Annotated in this window: 19 protein-coding genes; 12 read left to right on the top strand and 7 right to left on the bottom strand. The window is 54.7% G+C overall.

The window, feature by feature from the left end:
- Positions 1-32: 32 nt before the first annotated feature.
- From SERS4_RS0117765 to hisP, 5 genes are all read left to right on the top strand, one after another.
- On the top strand, positions 33-605 hold the full coding sequence (locus SERS4_RS0117765) for a UbiX family flavin prenyltransferase (protein WP_017893500.1): 573 nt from the start codon (positions 33-35) through the stop codon (positions 603-605).
- Positions 606-906: 301 nt separating this feature from the next.
- Positions 907-1,689: a histidine ABC transporter substrate-binding protein HisJ gene (hisJ, locus tag SERS4_RS0117760; RefSeq protein WP_012146040.1), complete on the top strand. Its 783-nt coding sequence runs from the start codon at positions 907-909 to the stop codon at positions 1,687-1,689.
- An 85-nt stretch (positions 1,690-1,774) separates the two neighbouring features.
- Positions 1,775-2,461 carry a histidine ABC transporter permease HisQ gene (gene hisQ, locus SERS4_RS0117755; RefSeq protein ID WP_017893499.1) on the top strand — a complete coding sequence of 229 codons (687 nt, stop codon included), beginning with the start codon at positions 1,775-1,777 and terminating at the stop codon, positions 2,459-2,461.
- Positions 2,458-3,162, top strand: coding sequence for an ABC transporter permease (locus SERS4_RS0117750; RefSeq protein ID WP_012146038.1), 705 nt, complete (start codon positions 2,458-2,460; stop codon positions 3,160-3,162). The genes hisQ and SERS4_RS0117750 overlap by 4 nt, the downstream gene beginning before the upstream one ends.
- 18 nt (positions 3,163-3,180) lie before the next feature.
- Positions 3,181-3,954 carry a histidine ABC transporter ATP-binding protein HisP gene (gene hisP / locus SERS4_RS0117745; protein ID WP_012146037.1) on the top strand — a complete coding sequence of 258 codons (774 nt, stop codon included), beginning with the start codon at positions 3,181-3,183 and terminating at the stop codon, positions 3,952-3,954.
- A gap of 41 nt (positions 3,955-3,995) precedes the next feature.
- On the opposite strand, the gene SERS4_RS0117740 is transcribed toward hisP, so the two are convergent.
- From SERS4_RS0117740 to yfcG, 3 genes are all read right to left on the bottom strand, one after another.
- Positions 3,996-4,910, bottom strand: a complete 915-nt coding sequence (locus SERS4_RS0117740; RefSeq protein ID WP_017893498.1) for a TIGR01777 family oxidoreductase — start codon at positions 4,908-4,910, stop codon at positions 3,996-3,998.
- A gap of 27 nt (positions 4,911-4,937) precedes the next feature.
- Entirely contained in the window at positions 4,938-5,309 is a 372-nt protein-coding gene (folX, locus tag SERS4_RS0117735) for a dihydroneopterin triphosphate 2'-epimerase (protein WP_012146035.1), read from the bottom strand.
- A gap of 104 nt (positions 5,310-5,413) precedes the next feature.
- On the bottom strand, positions 5,414-6,043 hold the full coding sequence (gene yfcG, locus SERS4_RS0117730; RefSeq protein WP_017893497.1) for a GSH-dependent disulfide bond oxidoreductase: 630 nt from the start codon (positions 6,041-6,043) through the stop codon (positions 5,414-5,416).
- Between the two features lie 248 nt (positions 6,044-6,291).
- On the opposite strand from yfcG, the gene yfcE reads away from it, so the two are divergent.
- Positions 6,292-6,843: a phosphodiesterase gene (gene yfcE / locus SERS4_RS0117725; protein WP_012146033.1), complete on the top strand. Its 552-nt coding sequence runs from the start codon at positions 6,292-6,294 to the stop codon at positions 6,841-6,843.
- 90 nt (positions 6,844-6,933) lie between these two features.
- Positions 6,934-7,491 (top strand): NUDIX hydrolase YfcD, encoded by a 558-nt coding sequence (yfcD, locus tag SERS4_RS0117720; RefSeq protein ID WP_012146032.1) that lies wholly within the window; start codon positions 6,934-6,936, stop codon positions 7,489-7,491.
- Between the two features lie 66 nt (positions 7,492-7,557).
- Here the strand turns inward: yfcD and pta are convergent, their stop codons facing one another.
- Entirely contained in the window at positions 7,558-9,720 is a 2,163-nt protein-coding gene (gene pta, locus SERS4_RS0117715) for a phosphate acetyltransferase (protein ID WP_026142463.1), read from the bottom strand.
- A gap of 74 nt (positions 9,721-9,794) precedes the next feature.
- The gene (gene ackA / locus SERS4_RS0117710) at positions 9,795-10,997 is read right to left on the bottom strand and encodes an acetate kinase (protein ID WP_012146030.1); all 1,203 of its coding nucleotides are present in this window, start codon (positions 10,995-10,997) and stop codon (positions 9,795-9,797) included.
- 354 nt (positions 10,998-11,351) lie between these two features.
- Here ackA and yfbV point away from each other — a divergent pair, with 354 nt between their 5' ends.
- From yfbV to SERS4_RS0117690, 4 genes are all read left to right on the top strand, one after another.
- Positions 11,352-11,807 (top strand): terminus macrodomain insulation protein YfbV, encoded by a 456-nt coding sequence (gene yfbV / locus SERS4_RS0117705; protein WP_017893496.1) that lies wholly within the window; start codon positions 11,352-11,354, stop codon positions 11,805-11,807.
- Between the two features lie 259 nt (positions 11,808-12,066).
- Positions 12,067-12,561, top strand: a complete 495-nt coding sequence (locus SERS4_RS0117700) for a YfbU family protein (RefSeq protein ID WP_017893495.1) — start codon at positions 12,067-12,069, stop codon at positions 12,559-12,561.
- A 16-nt stretch (positions 12,562-12,577) separates the two neighbouring features.
- Entirely contained in the window at positions 12,578-13,234 is a 657-nt protein-coding gene (locus SERS4_RS0117695; RefSeq protein WP_012146027.1) for a sugar phosphatase, read from the top strand.
- A gap of 52 nt (positions 13,235-13,286) precedes the next feature.
- Positions 13,287-15,164 carry an SLC13 family permease gene (locus SERS4_RS0117690; RefSeq protein ID WP_017893494.1) on the top strand — a complete coding sequence of 626 codons (1,878 nt, stop codon included), beginning with the start codon at positions 13,287-13,289 and terminating at the stop codon, positions 15,162-15,164.
- A gap of 30 nt (positions 15,165-15,194) precedes the next feature.
- Here the strand turns inward: SERS4_RS0117690 and yfbR are convergent, their stop codons facing one another.
- A complete protein-coding gene (gene yfbR / locus SERS4_RS0117685; protein ID WP_017893493.1) occupies positions 15,195-15,794 on the bottom strand; it encodes a 5'-deoxynucleotidase in 600 nt (199 codons plus the stop codon).
- Between the two features lie 126 nt (positions 15,795-15,920).
- Positions 15,921-17,135, bottom strand: a complete 1,215-nt coding sequence (locus tag SERS4_RS0117680; RefSeq protein WP_017893492.1) for a pyridoxal phosphate-dependent aminotransferase — start codon at positions 17,133-17,135, stop codon at positions 15,921-15,923.
- Positions 17,136-17,998: 863 nt separating this feature from the next.
- Between SERS4_RS0117680 and lrhA the strand changes: the two genes are divergently transcribed.
- Entirely contained in the window at positions 17,999-18,934 is a 936-nt protein-coding gene (lrhA, locus tag SERS4_RS0117675; protein WP_026142461.1) for a transcriptional regulator LrhA, read from the top strand.
- Positions 18,935-19,358 lie beyond the last annotated feature (424 nt).

Here is a 19,358-nt window from a genome sequence, read left to right as displayed (position 1 = left end):
TTGATCATTGGTTATTATTCAGGGTAAATGTTATGAAACGACTCATCATCGGTATTTCCGGCGCCAGCGGCGCAATCTACGGCGTGCGCCTGCTACAGGTATTGCGCGACGTCGCAGAGGTGGAAACCCATTTGGTGATGAGTAATGCGGCGCGACAGACGCTGTCGCTGGAAACCGATCTCAGCCTGCGTGAAGTGCAGGCGCTGGCCGATGTGGTGCATGATTCGCGCGATATTGGTGCCAGCATTTCTTCCGGCTCGTTCAAAACGGCCGGTATGGTGATTTTGCCCTGTTCAATCAAAACCTTATCCGGTATTGCCAATAGCTACAGTGACGGTCTGCTGACGCGGGCCGCCGACGTGGTGCTGAAAGAACGCCGCCGATTGGTGCTGTGCGTACGCGAAACCCCGTTGCATATCGGCCATCTGCGTCTGATGACCCAGGCGGCGGAAATGGGCGCGGTGATTATGCCGCCGGTACCGGCGTTTTATCATCGTCCTGCCAGCGTAGAAGACATCATCGATCAAACGGTAAACCGGGTGGTCGATCAGTTTGACATTGAATTACCGCAAGATTTATTTGCCCGCTGGCAAGGTGCCAATTAACAAATTTCTCCCCAATTTAGCACATTTGTGCAACACCGCACTGAATTAGGGCGGCGTATGCACCATAATGATCCCACTTCATCACGCTCACTGTTTCAAGGCTCTGGTATTTATCCATTGCCCGTGGCGCGGCCAACACTGGCCGATTTAATTTTGCGGTTATCGTCCCAGGAAACAGTTTTGTGAAGGCCGGAGCCGTTCCCTCCGCCTACAGCAACAAATGTGGCACGATTACTGCAAATTGATTTGGTGGAAAAGTAATGCCCGCAGTGGCATCAAAAAATCAATTTGAGGGTGATTTATGAAAAAGCTGGTTAAGGTTCTTCCTTTAGTCTTGGCTTTAAGCGCGGCAAGCAGCGCATTTGCCGCAGTACCATCAACGCTGAAGATCGGCACCGATCCGACCTATGCACCCTTTGAATCCAAAAATGCCAAGGGCGAGTTGGTTGGTTTTGATATCGATCTGGCCAAAGAGCTGTGCAAACGCATAAATACTAAATGTACCTTTGTGGAAAGCGATTTTGACGCGCTGATCCCGTCCCTGAAGGCGAAGAAAATTGACGCCATCATCTCTTCTCTGTCGATCACCGAAAAACGCCAGCAGGAAATTGCCTTCACCGACAAGCTGTATGCCGCTAACGCCCGCCTGATCGCGCCGAAAGGTTCCAAGCTGCTGCCTACCGTAGACGCGCTGAAAGGCAAGAGCGTCGGCGTGCTGCAGGGGACTACCCAGGAAGCCTATGCCAATGCCATGTGGCAGCCTAAGGGCATCACCGTCGTGCCTTATCAGAACCAGGATCTGGTGTATGCCGACCTGGCATCCGGCCGTATCGATGCGGCCTTCCAGGACGAAGTGGCGGGCAGCGATGGCTTCCTGAAACAGCCTCCAGGCAAGGATTATGCATTTGCCGGTGAATCGGTGAAGGATGACAAATTCTTCGGCGTGGGGACCGGCATGGGCCTGCGCAAGACCGATACCGAGCTGAAGGCGGCGCTGGATAAAGCCTTTGCCGAAATGCGCAAAGACGGCACTTACGACAAGTATGCGAAGAAATATTTCGACTTTGACGTCTACGGCGGTTAATGCCGCTTACCGTTCCATGTTGTGACTACGGGGCTGGCCCGCCGGCCCCGATGGTTCGGGATCCAATGACGACAGGGTGAAGTAAATGCTGCAAGGCTATTCCCAATTGATATTAGAGGGGGCTCTGGTGACGCTGGAGCTGGCCCTCAGTTCCGTACTGCTGGCGCTGGTCATCGGTTTGATCGGTGCCGGCGGCAAGCTTTCCCAAAATCGCCTGCTTTCTACCGTGTTTGGCGCTTATACCACGCTGATCCGTGGCGTACCCGATCTGGTGCTGATGCTGCTGATTTTCTACGGCCTGCAAATTGCGCTCAACAACCTCACCGAACTGCTTGGCTTCGCGCAAATCGATATTGATCCGCTCAGCGCGGGCATTATCACCCTCGGGTTTATCTACGGCGCTTATTTCACTGAAACCTTTCGCGGTGCCTATATGGCGGTGTCGAAGGGGCAGGTTGAAGCGGCAACGGCCTACGGCTTCACCGGTTCACAAATTTTCCGCCGCATTCTGTTCCCTGCGATGATGCGTTTTGCCCTGCCGGGCATTGGCAACAACTGGCAGGTGATCCTGAAGGCCACGGCGCTGGTGTCTATTCTGGGCCTCAATGACGTGGTGAAAGCCACTCAATTGGCCGGTAAAGGCACCTATCAGCCGTTCTTCTTTGCGATCGTGGCCGGTGTGGTTTATCTGGTTTTCACTACCGTTTCCAATGGTGTGCTGCTGTGGCTTGAACGGCGTTATTCCCTGGGCGTCCGGAGGGCTGAGCTATGATCGAGATTTTACAACAGTACTGGCAATCGCTGCTGTGGAGCGACGGTTACCGTTTCACCGGGGTCGCCGTCACCCTGTGGCTGCTGATTTCCTCGGTGGTGATGGGCGGTTTGCTGGCGATCCCGATGGCGGTGGCACGCGTTTCCTCCATCACCTGGGTGCGTTTCCCGGTTTGGCTCTACACCTATATATTCCGTGGTACGCCGCTGTACGTGCAGCTGCTGGTGTTTTACTCCGGTATGTACAGCCTGGAAATCGTGCGTGGGACGGACTTCCTCAACGCTTTCTTCCGCAGCGGGCTAAATTGCACCATTTTGGCGCTAACGCTGAACACCTGTGCTTACACCACCGAGATCTTCGCCGGGGCGATACGCTCGGTGTCGCACGGTGAAATCGAAGCGGCCAATGCTTACGGTTTCTCACGTTTCAAAATGTACCGCTGTATCATTTTGCCTTCGGCACTGCGCACCGCGCTGCCGGCCTACAGCAATGAAGTGATCCTGATGCTGCACTCGACCGCGCTGGCGTTCACCGCCACCGTGCCGGACCTGCTGAAGATAGCGCGAGATATCAATGCGGCGACCTACCAGCCGTTCTATGCCTTTGGCATTGCAGCGGTGCTGTATCTGATCATCTCTTACGGATTAATCAGCCTGTTCCGCAAGGCGGAAAAGCGCTGGATGGCACACGTTAATCACTGATAATGACGGGAACCTACTATGTCTGAGAATAAATTAGCCGTCACCGAACTGCATAAACGCTATGGCGAACACGAAGTGCTGAAAGGCGTCTCGCTGGCGGCCAACGCAGGGGATGTGATTAGCATCATCGGGTCTTCCGGCTCCGGTAAAAGTACCTTTTTGCGCTGCATTAACTTCCTGGAGAAGCCAAGTGAAGGCGCCATCAGCCTGAATAATGAAGACATTCGCATGGTGCGCGACAAGGACGGCCAGCTTAAGGTCTTCGATAAGAAACAGCTGCAGTTGCTGCGCACTCGCCTGACCATGGTGTTCCAGCATTTTAACCTGTGGAGCCACATGACGGTGCTGGAGAACGTGATGGAAGCACCGGTGCAGGTGCTGGGGCTGAGCAAGACCGAGGCGCGTGAGCGCGCGATACGTTACCTGGACAAGGTGGGGATCGACGAGCGTGCCCGTGGCAAATACCCGGTGCACCTGTCTGGCGGCCAGCAACAGCGCGTGTCTATCGCGCGGGCGTTGGCGATGGAACCGGAGGTGTTACTGTTTGACGAACCGACCTCGGCGCTGGATCCGGAACTGGTGGGCGAAGTGCTGCGCATCATGCAGAAGCTGGCGGAAGAAGGTAAAACCATGGTGGTGGTGACGCACGAAATGGAGTTTGCACGCCATGTTTCCAGCCACGTGATCTTCCTGCACAAAGGGCTGATCGAAGAGCAGGGGCCACCGGCTGAGCTGTTCGGCAATCCGAAAAGTCCTCGCCTGCAGCAGTTTCTTTCCGGCGCGTTAAAATAACGGGCTTTGGGGGCCAGATCTTTCTGGCCCCGATCGGATCCTCAGCGGGCTGCGCCCCGCTGATTAACCACATCATCCAACGCCTGTTCCAACTCCAAAAAGCGGAAGCTGAAACCGGCTTCTTCCAGCCTTTTTGGTACCGCTCGCTGTCCACCCAGCACCAATACCGCCGCTTCCCCCATCAATAAACGCATGGCAAAGGCCGGCACGCGTAAAAACGCAGGTCGGTCGAGCACGTTGGCGAGCTGAGCGGCAAACTGTTCGTTGTGAACCGGGTAAGGGGCCACCATATTAAATGGCCCTTGCAGGGTTTGGTGATCCAGTAAATAAACGATGCCATCAACCATGTCTTCCAGGTGGATCCACGGCAGATATTGGCGGCCGTCACCTATCGGCCCACCCAGCCCAAGGCGGAATGGCGGTAACATTTTAGCCAACGCGCCGCCTTTGGCCGCCAGCACCACGCCGGTACGCAGCAGGCAGACGCGAGTGGCGTCGCTTTGCGCTTGCAGAGCCAGAGACTCCCAGCGTTGGCATAGCTGATGGGTGAATTCGTCATGCGGGGCTTCGTCTTCGGTAACCACCGCCTGGCCCTGATCGCCATAATAGCCGGTTGCGGAACCGGAAATCAGCACGCCGGGCGGAGTGCTGCTGGCATTAATCAGTTTGACCAACTGTTCGGTCAGATCCCAGCGGCTGTGGCACAGGCGTTCTTTCTGCGCTTTGCTCCAGCGCTTGTCGGCGATAGGCTCACCGGCCAGGTTGATTACGGCGTCAAAACCGTCCAGCGAGGGCTTGTCCTGCAGCGTTGACCAATAGCTGACCTGCTCGCCAAAGCGCTCACGTGCGCGTTGCACGTTGCGGCTCAGCACCGTAATTTGATGAGAAAGGCCCAGCAGCCGTTGCGTCAGGCTGCTCCCTATCAATCCTGTGGCGCCGGTTATCAGGACTCGCATGGTCGATTCTCCCTGAAACGGTGGTTTTCAGGCCCGGCGATAGCTCATGGTCATCGAAACCGAGTCGGCGTAGCGCAGGGCCAATAGTTTATCTATCTCCACTTCAGCATAGGTTACCCAGGCGTGTTGTTTCACGATATCGAGCACATCCTGAGTTAATTTTTCCAGCAGGGCGAAGCGGTTATCTTCCACGTGACGAATGATGGCCTTGGTGATGGTGCGGTAGTTGAGCGCGTCGTCGATGTTTTCACTGTCGCGCGCCTTATCCGCCGGGTAGTGGATCACCACGTTAATCAGGATGTCCTGACGGTTGTTGATTTCTTCTTCCTTGATACCGATGAATGTACGCAACCGCAGATTTTTTATACGAATAATGGCGTCGGGTTGACTGAATGACATCAGAGAATCTCCACAGGTCTGATTATTGGTGCTCAGAATACACGGAAAGCAGGGAAATGATAACGAGCCGGGGGAAACTCCCCGGAGGCCGGGGAGTCGGAAAATTAATCCTGCTCAGCCAGCTTGTAGGCACGCTCGGTGGCCGGGCGGTTGCTGATGCGTTCGAACCAGTTGCGTACCGCCGGATAATCCGCCAGATCGATGCGCTGACGCGGGTGTGACACTACCCAGGGATAGGTGGCGATATCGGCAATGCTGTAGTTGTCACCGCCCAGATAAGGGTGCTTTTGCAGCTCGGCTTCCAGCACCGCATACAGACGTTTGGTTTCCAGGTGATAACGTTCGATGGCGTAGGGCACCGGCTGCGGCGCGTAGTGGTTGAAGTGGTGGTTTTGCCCCAGCATCGGCCCAAAGCCCGCCACCTGCCAAAACAGCCACTGTAGCGTGGCTGCACGCTCGCGTAGCCCTTTGCTCAGCAGCTTGCCGGTTTTCTCCGCCAGATACAGCAGAATTTCGCCGGATTCGAACAGGCTGATTGGCGCACCGCCATCAACCGGCTGCTGGTCGACGATGGCCGGGATTTTGTTGTTGGGTGAAATGCTCAGAAAATCCGGCTTGAACTGATCGCCGGCGCTGATATTTACGCGGTGGATACGGTAGGGTAAGCCAACCTCCTCCAGAAACAGGGTAATTTTGTGACCATTGGGAGTAGGCGCGTAATACAGGTCAATCATGTTGCCTCCTGCGGTAAGGTGATCTGTAAGCCATTACACGTTGTTGCGGTCTTCGCCGCGCACAAAGGTATATCAGAGATCTTTCTATAGGGTTACCAACAATAGCAGCTAAGAATAGCAGGCTATGTGAGATTCGTCCGATGCTATCACCACAAGATGCATTACAATTTTCCGCAGGCACATCTGTGGGTTGTCGCGCAGCGATGGCGCGCTAAAATAGGGCCTATTTGCTTATCAGGGACAAGGTTATGAAGCTGATATTTGCCTCGGATATACATGGTTCGCTTCCCGCCACCGAAAGCCTGTTGGCGCATTTTGAACAAAGCGGTGCCGACTGGCTGATCCTGTTGGGTGATTTGCTGAATCACGGGCCACGCAATGCGCTGCCGGTGGGGTATCAGCCGGCGCAGGTTGCCGAACAATTGAATCGCTATAGCGACAAGATCATCGCCGTTCGCGGCAACTGCGACAGTGAAGTCGATCAGATGCTACTGTCCTTCCCTATCACCGCGTCCTGGCAGCAGGTGCTATTACAAAAAAGACGATTGTTTTTAACCCACGGTCACCTTTATCATCCTTCGGCACTGCCGCCGTTATCTGCCGGAGATGTGCTGGTCTATGGACACAGCCATTTGCCGCAGGCGGAACGGCAGGGGGATATTTACTGCTTTAATCCAGGCTCGGTCAGCATTCCGAAGGGGGGCTTTCCTGCCAGCTATGGCATACTGGAGGACGGCGTTTTAAGTGTGGTCACTTTGCTCGGCGGCAAGGCTGTTGCAGAGGTGGCATTAACGCACTAATTTATACACACACAATAAAAATCTTTGAAAAACACTCATTGATTAACCAGTGCGCGGGATGCATCGCGCCAAAATAGAAGGTTTTAGAGGATGGCGGAACAGGATCAGGCTGCAGATACCGAGTGGGTTGATATCGTCAACGAGCAAAACGAAGTGATTGCTCAATCCAGTCGCCAACAGATGCGTGCCCAACGGCTGCGTCATCGTGCTACCTATATTGTGGTGCATGATGGAATGGGAAAAATTCTGGTGCAGCGTCGCACCGATATTAAAGATTTTTATCCGGGCTGGCTGGACGCCACTGCGGGTGGGGTGGTGCAGAGCGGGGAGAACGTGCTGGATTCCGCCCGTCGCGAAGCGGAAGAGGAGCTGGGCATTGCCGGCGTGCCTTTCGCCGAACACGGCCTGTTCTACTTTGAAGAAGATCAGTGCCGGGTGTGGGGCGCATTGTTCAGTTGCGTATCGCACGGCCCGTTTGCGCTGCAGGAAGAAGAAGTGGTTGAGGTGAGCTGGCTGACGCCGGAAGAGATCACCGCCCGCTGCGACGAATTCACGCCGGACTCGCTAAAAGCGTTGTCGCTGTGGCTGACGCGTAACAACGAGCAGGCTTATGGCAAGCCGCTACGCGATAGCGATGAAAATGCCTGATGTGTTCGCGCAAATAAAAAAACCGGTCAATTGACCGGTTTTTTTTATCTGATAATTCAGGAATTATCAGGCTTTGACTGCTGCAGCATCAGCCTGGGAAGACTGGATGGCGGTCAGCGCCACGGTGTAAACGATGTCGTCTACCAGTGCGCCACGCGACAGGTCGTTCACCGGCTTGCGCATGCCTTGCAGCATTGGCCCGATGGACACCAGGTCAGCAGAGCGCTGTACCGCTTTGTAGGTGGTGTTACCGGTGTTCAGATCCGGGAAGATGAACACGGTAGCCTGGCCTGCAACCGGCGAGTTAGGCGCCTTGGACTTGGCTACGTCGGCCATGATCGCGGCGTCATACTGCAACGGACCGTCGATGATCAGATCAGGACGTTTTTCCTGCGCCAGACGGGTTGCTTCGCGCACTTTCTCAACGTCGCTACCTGCACCTGAGTTGCCGGTGGAGTAGGAGATCATCGCTACGCGTGGTTCGATACCGAAGGCGGCAGCAGAGTCGGCTGACTGAATGGCGATCTCGGACAGCTGCTCGGCGGTTGGATCCGGGTTGATCGCACAGTCGCCGTACACCAGAACCTGGTCAGGCAGCAGCATGAAGAACACGGAGGACACCAGTGAGCTGCCCGGTGCGGTTTTGATCAGCTGCAACGGTGGACGAATGGTGTTGGCGGTGGTGTGAACCGCGCCGGAAACCAGCCCGTCAACTTCGCCTTTCTCCAGCATCAGGGTGCCGAGAACCACGTTGTCTTCCAGTTGCTCACGCGCAACCACTTCGGTCATGCCCTTGCTCTTGCGCAGCTCAACCAGACGCGGCACATACTGTTCGCGGACGGCGACCGGATCAACAATCTCGATGCCTTTGCCCAGTTCAACGCCCTGAGCGGCAGCAACGCGCTGGATCTCTTCCGGATTACCCAACAGCACGCATTCAGCGATACCACGTTCGGCACAGATAGCCGCCGCTTTCACGGTACGTGGTTCGTCGCCTTCAGGCAGTACGATGCGTTTGCCGGCTTTACGTGCCAGTTCGGTCAGCTCGTAACGGAACGCTGGTGGCGACAGGCGACGTGAACGCTCGGAGGTGGCGGTCAGAGACTCGATCCACTCGGCGTTGATGTGGCTGGCCACGTAGTTCTGCACTTTCTCGATACGCTGGTGGTCATCCGCCGGCACTTCGAGGTTAAAGCTTTGCAGGCTGAGCGAGGTCTGCCAGGTGTTGGTTTCAACCATAAATACCGGCAGGCCGGTCTGGAAGGCACGTTCACACAGTTTTCTGATAGGTTCGTCGATGGCGTAGCCACCGGTCAGCAGGATGGCGCCGATCTCTACGCCATTCATCGCTGCCAGACAGGCAGAAACCAGCACGTCAGGACGGTCTGCCGAAGTTACCAGCAGTGAACCCGGACGGAAGTGTTCCAGCATGTGCGGGATGCTGCGCGCACAGAAAGTCACGGACTTCACGCGGCGGGTCATGATGTCGCCTTCATTGACCACGGAGGCCTTCAGGTGACGGGCCATGTCGATAGCGCGGGTGGCGATCAGATCGAAGCTCCACGGCACGCAGCCCAGCACCGGCAACGGGCTGTTGGCGAACAGTTGCGCCGGGTCAACGTTGGTCACGCTGGCCTTGGTGGAATCGTCGAAGATTTCGGACAGGTCAGGACGGGTGCGGCCCTGCTCGTCAACCGGGGCGTTCAGCTTGTTGATGATCACGCCGGTGATGTTTTTGTTTTTGCTGCCGCCGAAGCTGCTGCGCGCCAGTTCGATACGCTCTTTCAACTGTGCCGGGGAATCGTTGCCCAGCGCCAGCACGAACACGATTTCTGCATTCAGCGTTTTGGCGATTTCATAGTTCAGCGCGTTGGCGAACTGATGCTTGCGGGTCGGCACCAGGCCTTCGATCAGCACCACTTCTGCGTCTTTGGTGTTCTCGTGGTAGCGAGCCACGATCTCTTCCATCAGCACGTCTTGCTGGTTGGAGCTCAGCAGGCCCTCAACGTAGCTCATGCGCAGTGGTTCTGCCGCCGTGATGGTGGAGTTGCTGCTGCGGATGATGGTGGTGGTCTGGTCGAGCGAATCGCCGCCAGTACGTGGCTGTGCGATAGGTTTGAATACGCTCAGGCTAACGCCTTTTTGCTCCATGGAGCGAATGACACCCAGGCTGACGCTGGTCAGGCCGACGCTGGTGCCAGTGGGGATCAACATAATAGTACGTGACACAGAATAGTCCTCTTCACGATTTAACATGAGGCTAAAACAGCACCGTCAGCCTGGGCTGACGGTGTCGGAGAGCGTTACGCGGTCAGACGGGATGCGTCTTGAGCGATGACCAACTCTTCGTTGGTCGGGATTACCAGCGCCAGGCGGCTGCCGTCTTTGGTGATGGCACCGGATTTACCGAAGCGAGCAGCCATGTTGCGCTCGTGGTCAATCTCGAAGCCCAGCAGGCCCAGTTTGTTCAGGGTCAGCTCACGCACCATACCGGCGTTTTCACCGATACCGCCGGTGAAGATGACCGCGTCCAGACGGCCGTCCATCAGTGCGCTGTAGGCACCGATGTATTTGGCCAGGCGGTGGCAGAATACGTCCATCGCACGCTTGGCGTCGGCTTTGCTTTCGTAGTTGTCTTCAACATAACGGCAGTCGCTGGTGACTTCGGTCAGGCCCAGCAGGCCGGACTCTTTGGTCAGCATTTTGTTGATTTGATCAACGCTCATGCCCAGGGAGTCGTGCAGGTGGAAGATGATGGCCGGATCGATGTCACCGCTGCGGGTGCCCATGACCAGACCTTCCAGTGGGGTCAGACCCATGGAGGTGTCAACGCATTTGCCGTTGCGCACTGCGGTAACGGAACCGCCGTTGCCCAGGTGGCAGGTGATCAGGTTGACTTCTTCAACCGGCTTGTTCAGGGCCTTGGCCGCTTCCTGGGTGACATAGAAGTGGCTGGTGCCGTGCGCGCCATAGCGACGAACGCTGTGGTCGCGGTACAGGCTGTACGGCAGGGCGTACAGGTAGGATTCTTCAGGCATGGTCTGGTGGAATGCGGTGTCGAACACGGCAACGTTTTTATCCGCCAGTTTAGGGAAGGATTTCAATGCTTCAGCGATACCGATCAGGTGCGCCGGGTTATGCAGTGGTGCAAAAGGCACCGAATCTTTGATACCCTGCAGAACTTCGTCGTTGATCACGGCAGAGGCGGTAAACTTCTCGCCGCCGTGCACAATGCGGTGACCGATAGCGGTCAGCTGTGCAGAAAGCTCCGGTTTTTGTGCCAGAATAGTATTAACAATGTAGTTCAGTGCTTCGCTGTGCGCAGCGCCGGCACCCAGAGCCGCTTCGTGTTTGGCGCCGTCCATCTTCCATTTGAGGCGAGCCTCAGGCAGGTGGAAACATTCGGCCAGGCCGGAGAGGTGTTCTTCACCGTTGACAGCATCGATGATAGCGAACTTCAGGGAAGAACTGCCGCAGTTCAGGACCAGTACTAGCTTACTCGACATGGAAGTACCTACTTAAATAGTTCGTGTTGTTAAAGGAAAGACCAAAACACGTGGTGAATTAATCGTCAATCAGACAACAAGCGTAGCGCATAATGCCGTTGACATTTATGATTAACATCATGTGAATTGAACAAACCACATGACGATGAAAAAACCGATGATTTCTCTGCGGTTTAAATAATCTTGATTTTTATAGGGCTAAAAGTTGACAGAATTCTTGTCATCTTCTACCGGCCAAAAGGCCGGCTTAGGATACCGATAGCCTGAGGCAAACACAAAATAAATTTAAAGCTTCAACTTTTTTAGTATTGTGTTGGCTGTGTCCTTATTTTCTTTGTGACGTTGAGGTACGCGATGACGAGCAAACCGTCCGGTTCCGTAAGCTGGTTTCAGGTCTTCCAGCGCGGGCAGCATTATATGAAAACCTGGCCGTCAGACAAACGTCTGGCTCCGGTCTTTCCGGAGAATCGCGTTGCGAGTGCCACCCGTTTTGCCGTCCGCTTTATGCCGCCGCTGGCGGTGTTTACCCTGACCTGGCAGATAGCCATGGGCGGCCAGCTTGGCCCGGCGATCGCCACTGCACTGTTCGCCTGCAGCATGCCGATGCAGGGGTTGTGGTGGTTGGGGCGCCGTTCGGTTACCCCGTTGCCGCCAACGCTGCTGCAATGGTTCCATGAAGTGCGTAACAAGCTGACGGAAGCCGGCCAGGCGGTCGCGCCGGTAGAAGGTACGCCGACCTATCAGGCGTTGGCGGATCTGCTGAAACGCGCGTTCAAGCAGTTGGATAAAACCTTCCTGGATGATCTGTAACTTCGAAAATGGCCGCATTGATTGCGGCCTTGTTAAGTTTGATGTCTAGTCTGAGATACCCGGGCCTAGCGCACCGAGGGGCACTCCGGCGGGCAAGCCGCTACGACCCCTTCGGCACGCTCTCCCTAATAATAGACTTGGGCATAGCCTGTTCCGGCCAATAACCCCGGTTTAAATCAAAGAACCGGTGAGTTGTGATTTCCTGCGATATTGCGCTGTGCGATGCTTCCGCCATAAGTAATTTATCGAGGAAATTATGATGGAAATGACCCACGCCCAACGGCTGATCCTGTCGAACCAATACAAGATGATGACCCTGCTGGATCCGGATAACGCCGAGCGTTATCGCCGCCTGCAAACTATTATCGAACGTGGTTTTGGCCTGCAGATGCGCGAGCTGGATCGCGACTTTGGCGAAATGAGCGAAGACGTGTGCCGCAGCATTATCAACGTGATGGAAATGCACCATGCGCTGCAGGTTTCCTGGGACAACCTGAAGGAAAAACAGGGGATTGAGGCACGCCGCCTGGCGTTTCTCGGCTTTGATGCCGCGACTGAAGCGCGTCATCTGAGCTACGTGCGTTTCCTGGTGACCACGGAAGGGCGCTATACTCATTTCGATTCCGGCAGCCACGGCTTTAATGCCCAAACCAAAATGTGGGAAAAGTACCAGCGGATGCTGGCCATCTGGCTGTCATGCCCACGCCAGTATCATCTGAGCGCCGTAGAGATAGCGCAAATTATCAATGCCTGATTAAAAGAGGTTTCCTGTGGAGTGTAAGGGTTTTCTGTTCGATCTTGATGGGACGTTGGTTGATTCACTGCCGGCGGTAGAGCGCGCCTGGATTAACTGGGCCAAACGCCGCGGCATTAATCCGCAGGACGTACTGGATTTTATCCACGGTAAACAGGCCATTACCTCGTTGCGTCATTTTATGCCGGGAGAAAGTGAGGCGGCCATTCAGCAGGAATTTTTGCTGCTGGAGCAGGTAGAAGCGCAGGACACCGACGGCGTCACGGCATTACCGGGGGCCGCTGCCTTGCTCGATTGCCTGAATCGTCTCGACATCCCTTGGGCGATCGTTACCTCAGGGTCGATCCCGGTTGCCAGCGCCCGTCGTAACGCCGGTGGTTTGCCGCAGCCGGAGGTGTTCATTACCGCCGAGCAAGTGAAGCATGGCAAGCCGCAGCCGGACGCGTATTTGCTGGGCGCCGAGCGCCTGGGGTTGGCACCACAGGATTGTGTGGTGGTGGAAGACGCCGCCGCAGGAATTCTTTCCGGGCTGGCCGCGGGCTGCCAGGTGATTGCGGTCAATGCACCGGCCGATGCACCCAAGCTGGAGCAGGTTGATCTACTGTTAACCTCGCTTGAACAGATTGCGGTAAGTAAAACTGAGCAGGGCGCGACGATTAGCCTGGTGGCATAACCGGCCTATCTTCACCCGAATTGATTAGACCCCGCATCGGCGGGGTTTTTTTATGCTAATTTTTAAGGCCCTAATATCTCTGCCGGATGAGGCCGTTTTGAACAGCGAATTACTGTGGGTGTTGAGTTTACTGTTGATTGCCATAGTGCTGTTCACCACCAACAAACTGCGTATGGACGTAGTGGCGTTGCTGGTGATCATCGCCTTTGTGCTGAGCGGCACGCTGACCCTGTCGGAGGCCACGGTGGGCTTCAGCGACCCCAACGTGATCCTGATCGCCGCGCTGTTCGTGATTGGTGAAGGGTTGGTGCGTACCGGTGTGGCTTATCAGGTAGGGGACTGGCTGGTGAAGGTGGCCGGCAGCAGCGAAACCAGGATGCTGATGTTGCTGATGGTCACCGTGGCCGGCCTGGGGGCTTTTATGAGCTCGACCGGCGTGGTGGCGATCTTTATCCCGGTGGTGCTCAGCGTGGCGGCGCGGATGAAAATTCCCCCCGGCAGGTTGATGATGCCGCTGAGTTTTGCCGGTTTAATTAGCGGCATGATGACGCTGGTGGCGACGCCGCCGAATATGGTGGTGAACAGTGAACTGGTGCGCGAGGGCATTGGCGGCTTTGGCTTCTTTGCCGTGACGCCGGTCGGCCTGGCGGTACTGGTGCTGGGCGTGGGTTATATGCTGGTGGCCCGGCGCTGGCTGGGCAATGACGACGGTGGTAAAACGCGTGAAACCTGGCAGCGCCGTACCTTCCGCGATCTGATCCGCGACTATAAGTTGACCGGCCGTGCCCGTCGACTGGCGCTGCGCAGTGGCTCGCCGCTGGTAGGGCATTCACTGGACGAATTGCATCTGCGCGCCCGTTACGGTGCCAACGTGGTGGGGATTGAACGCTGGAAGCGCTTCCGGCGGGTGATGGTTAGCGCGTCCGGCAGCACCGAACTGCGCGAAGGGGATGTGCTGCTGCTCGACATGTCGGACAGCCAGGTCGATTTGCGCGAATTCTGCAGCGAGCAGCAACTGGAGCCGATGATTCTGCGTGGCGATTATTTCTCCGAACAGTCGCGCAACGTCGGCATGGCGGAAGTATCGCTGATCCCCGATTCAACGTTATTGGGCAAAAGCCTGCGCGAGTCAGCCTTTCGCAGTCGCTACGATCTGAACGTGGTCGGTATTCGCCGCAATGGAGAAACCCTGCCGGGCAAACTGGTGGATGAGCCTCTGGCGTTGGGCGATATTCTGTTGGTGATCGGCGACTGGAAGGCGATCCGTCAGTTGCAGGCGAAAACCCATGATTTTATCGTGCTCAATCTGCCAGCCGAAGTTGACGAAGTGGCACCGGCTATCACCCAGGCACCGCACGCCTTGTTCTGCCTGGCGCTGATGGTGGCGATGATGCTGACCGATGAAATCCCCAACCCGATCGCCGCGCTGATTGCCTGCCTGTTGATGGGCAAATTCCGCTGCATCGACATGGAAAGCGCCTATAAGTCGATTCACTGGCCGAGCATTATCTTGATTGTCGGCATGATGCCGTTTGCCCAGGCGTTGCAAAAAACCGGCGGGGTAGATTTGATCGTGCGCGGGTTAATGGACGTCGCCGGAGATGCCGGGCCGCGGGTGATGCTGGTGTGCCTGTTTGCGCTGTGCGCCACTATTGGCCTGTTTATCTCCAATACCGCCACCGCCGTATTAATGGCACCGATCGCCATTGCTGCTGCGCGTGAAATGGGAGTTTCACCGTACCCGTTTGCCATGATTATTGCCATCGCTGCTTCGGCCGCGTTTATGACGCCAGTTTCTTCGCCGGTGAACACACTGGTGCTGGGGCCGGGCAACTATAAGTTCGGGGATTTCGTGCGTATCGGCGTGCCGTTCACGCTGTTGGTGATGTTGGTCAGCGTGATTATTGTGCCCTGGCTATATGCATTTTGATTAACGGCGCAGCGTGCTGCGCCATGAAAATTACAGGGAAGAGTCCAGGCTGATTTCATCCAGCGACAGGCTGAAGCTGGGGATAAACACCTTCATGAAATAATCCATCTCCGGGCTGCTGCGCTGTTGCAGGGTCTTTTCCAGCCGCGCTTTTGCCAGTTTGAATTCGTTATTGCCGGCAGATAACTCCTCCAGACATTTCAGGTAGGCGCACAGCGCATCGGCCTGTTTAACCACCAACTTTTCGTCTTCGGTGTAATAGTGTTCATCGAGGATCGAGCGAAAATCGTTACGCAATTCTTCCGGGATCATATCCAGCAGTTTCTGTTGGGCGATCTTTTCGATCTTCTTATACTCGTGGGCGATCTGCGGATTGTAGTATTTGATTGGCGTCGGCATGTCGCCGGTAATCACTTCGCTGGCATCATGGTACATCGCCAGCAGGGCGACGCGATCGGCGCTCAGGTTACCATTGAATTTGCGGTTTTTTATCACCGCCAGCGCATGGGCAACGAATGCCACCTGCAGGCTGTGCTCGGAAACGTTTTCGGTGCGGACATTGCGCATCAGCGGCCAGCGGTTAATCAGTTTCAAGCGGGACAGATGGGCAAAAAAGTGGCTCTGGCTCATGGTGCTCTCTTTTACAACGGCAAGTGAGGACTCCATTGTGAGCAGTGATGGCGGGTTATGCAACTCGGGCCGTGCGGTTAGGATTCGGCGGAGGGGAAGGGGCGCAGCATGCTGCGCCCACAGAGACTACTGGCGATAACCTTCCAGGAAACGCCCCAGTTTGCCCACCGCCATTTCCAGTTCATCCACACGTGGCAGCGTTACTATGCGCACGTGGTCCGGGTACGGCCAGTTGAACGCGCTACCCTGCACCAGCAGCACTTTTTCCTGCAGCAGCAGATCCAGCACCAGTTTCTGGTCATCATGAATATTAAAGCGTTTGGCATCGATGCGCGGGAACATATACAACGCGCCCTGAGGTTTCACGCAGGAAACCCCTGGGATTTCGTTCAACAGCTCCCAGGTGCGGTTGCGCTGTTCATACAGACGGCCGCCGGGTTGAATAAATTCATTGATACTCTGGTAACCGCCCAACGCCGTTTGGATCGCGTGCTGCATCGGCACGTTGGCGCACAGACGCATCGACGCCAGCATTTCCAGCCCTTCGATATAGCCCTTGGCATGTTTCTTCGGCCCGTTCAGAACCATCCACCCCTGGCGGAAACCGGCCACGCGGTAAGTTTTGGACAGCCCGTTGAAGGTGACTGTCAGCAGATCCGGCGCCAGCGCAGCGATCGAATGGTGCTCGGCTTCGTCATACAGGATCTTGTCGTAGATCTCATCGGAGAAGATGATCAGGTTGTGCTGACGGGCGATCTCAACAATCTGCTCCAGCAGTGCTTTGCTATAGACCGCGCCGGTCGGGTTATTCGGGTTGATGATCACAATGCCACGGGTGCGTGGGGTGATCTTGCTGATGATATCATCCAGATCCGGGAACCAGCCGGCTTCTTCGTCACACAGGTAGTGCACGGCTTTGCCGCCGGACAGCGAAACCGCCGCGGTCCACAGCGGATAATCCGGTGCCGGCACCAGCATTTCGTCGCCGCTGTTGAGCAGCGCCTGCATGGATTGCACGATAAGCTCGGAAACCCCATTGCCGATGTAGATATCCTCAACTGTCACGTCACGTATGTTGCGCGCCTGGTAGTGCTGCATGATCGCTTTACGTGCCGAGAAGAGCCCTTTGGAGTCGGAATAGCCTTGCGCCGTGGGCAGATTGCGGATCACGTCGACCAGGATTTCGTCAGGGGCGTCAAAACCAAACGGGGCAGGGTTACCAATGTTCAGTTTGAGGACTTTATGGCCTTCTTCTTCAAGACGTTTAGCTTCTTTGAGCACTGGGCCGCGAATGTCATAGCAGACGTTGTCCAGTTTGCTGGATTTCTCAATGGGGGACATAGAAAGTTGAGCCTTTTGCTGGGATGGGGGCGTTCCTACCGTGGAACACCGCAACCTGCCCAATGTACTCCTGGCGCTGACGCTTTTGAAGGGTTGTGCACGCCTTTGGTGCAAACGAAGGGCTCAGAGGTTCATTTCAGGGATGATAAACAATGTTAAAGTGTTTTTCTGGTTTTTAATTCTTGTTTTTGTTTAGTTTGTAGTTATTTAATCTGATTTGATGCGGGTGAGCAGAGCTATAAAGGCCCATGCCATCGACGCTGAGCTAACTGAAGGGACTTTACTGTTAAGCCACAGAGGGGATTTAACGGAGTTAAAATGTAAAGAAATGATAATGCCAGAGTCGTCTGATGGCCGCTTGTCCATCGGAGATCCAAACTGAATCATAAGAAAATTCACATTAGCGCTATTTTAGTTTCTCTGTTAAGCCGCATTTAAGTAGTTATTCCTTAGTTATTGACGGGATAAATGTTACTGATTGAATTTATTAAAATCATTAAAAAATGTACCGGCCGTTACAACAGAAACTTCTTACTCTTTCGCGTATAGGAAGACGCTCAGGCCAGTCTGGCTGCGGAGGTTGTGCAGCACAATTGGTGTGGTAATCCCACTATCTGAGTGAGTAAAATATATTGTTCGGTAAAAATGAAACAATTGCACCACTTATAACGTCAGTCGTTGTATAAGCATTCTCGATAGATCACATTTTAAAAGGCGATAGAGGTAACGAAATAAAAGTAATTTTTTTGCCCTCCACTAATGAGTGGGGTACTGTCATGTCTGACATCGTCCCTTTTAAACGATGTCTTAGAAACACACCAGGGTAGTTTGTAAATTAGAATTTAAAAAGTGAAGAAAACACTATGACAACTGCAAATCGTCCGATACTCAATCTCGACCTCGATCTGCTAAGAACCTTTGTAGCTGTTGCTGATTTGAATACTTTTGCGGCGGCGGCAGTCGCCGTTTGTCGTACTCAATCAGCCGTCAGCCAACAAATGCAGCGGTTAGAGCAACTGGTTGGCAAAGAGTTGTTTGCCCGTCATGGGCGCAACAAATTACTGACCGAACACGGTATTCAGCTTCTCGGCTACGCCAGGAAAATCCTGCGCTTCAACGACGAAGCCTGTACTTCTCTGATGTACAACAATATTAAAGGTGTTCTGACTATTGGCGCTTCTGATGATACCGCCGATACCATCCTGCCTTTCCTGCTTAATCGCGTCACTTCGGTGTATCCAAAACTGGCGATTGACGTCCGGGTGAAACCCAGCTCGTTCATGATCGACATGCTGGAAAACGGTGAAGTCGATCTGGCGATCACCACTATGGCTACCGCGGATCGCCCGCACATTGTGCTGCGTACTTCGCCAACCCTGTGGTATTGCGCGGCGGATTACCATTTCCAGGCCGGCGAACCGATCCCGTTGGTGGTGATGGACGAACCCAGTCCGTTCCGCTCGATGGCGATCAAACATCTGGATGAAGCCGGGATCCCATGGCGGATTGCTTATGTGGCTTCGACGTTGTCCGCCGTTCGCGCAGCCTGCAAGGCCGGATTGGGCATCACCGTTCGGCCGATTGAAATGATGAGCCCGGACCTGCGGGTGCTCGGTGCAATGGAAGGGCTACCGGCACTGCCAGATACTCAATATAGCCTGTGCCAGGATACCCAGTGCGGCAATGAGCTGGCGATGGCGATATTCAGCACCATGCAGAACGGCAACGACAACTACAGTTTCAGTGGGCCGAGTCCCTCGCTGGAAGATGACACCTGTCTGGTTGACGATGAGGAATAACGCCCAAAAGCGTTAAACCGGGTAATAAAACCTCTGCTTCGGCGGAGGTTTTTTTTGCCCTGAATTCGATGAAAGTTAGATTTATGAGGGTTTCGATTGGTTTTAAAAGTGAAGGTCTTATTTGTTGGGCTTAAAGATTGTTAATGAGAACGGTTATCAGACGAAAAAATAGTCTTTCGGTCATTTATTGAACGAATAATTATAAAGGTAAAGGCCTGGAATCAATATGGTTATTTTGGTAGTTTGTGGCGGGCCGATTTGACCGGCGGGATTGACAAAAATTATTAAAGGGCCACACTTTTTTTGAGGGTTTATGCTGAAAACGTGTCCTGGATCAAAAAAATACCCCTAGGTAGTGAGTGGAAGAACAGGAGATTCCTGAGACAATGGTATAGTAAAACTGAAATGAGCATGTTGGTTTATA

Origin of the sequence: Serratia sp. S4 (genome assembly GCF_000347995.1) — a bacterium.
GTDB lineage: Bacteria > Pseudomonadota > Gammaproteobacteria > Enterobacterales > Enterobacteriaceae > Serratia > Serratia quinivorans.
This window is presented reverse-complemented; position numbering and strand designations above follow the sequence as displayed.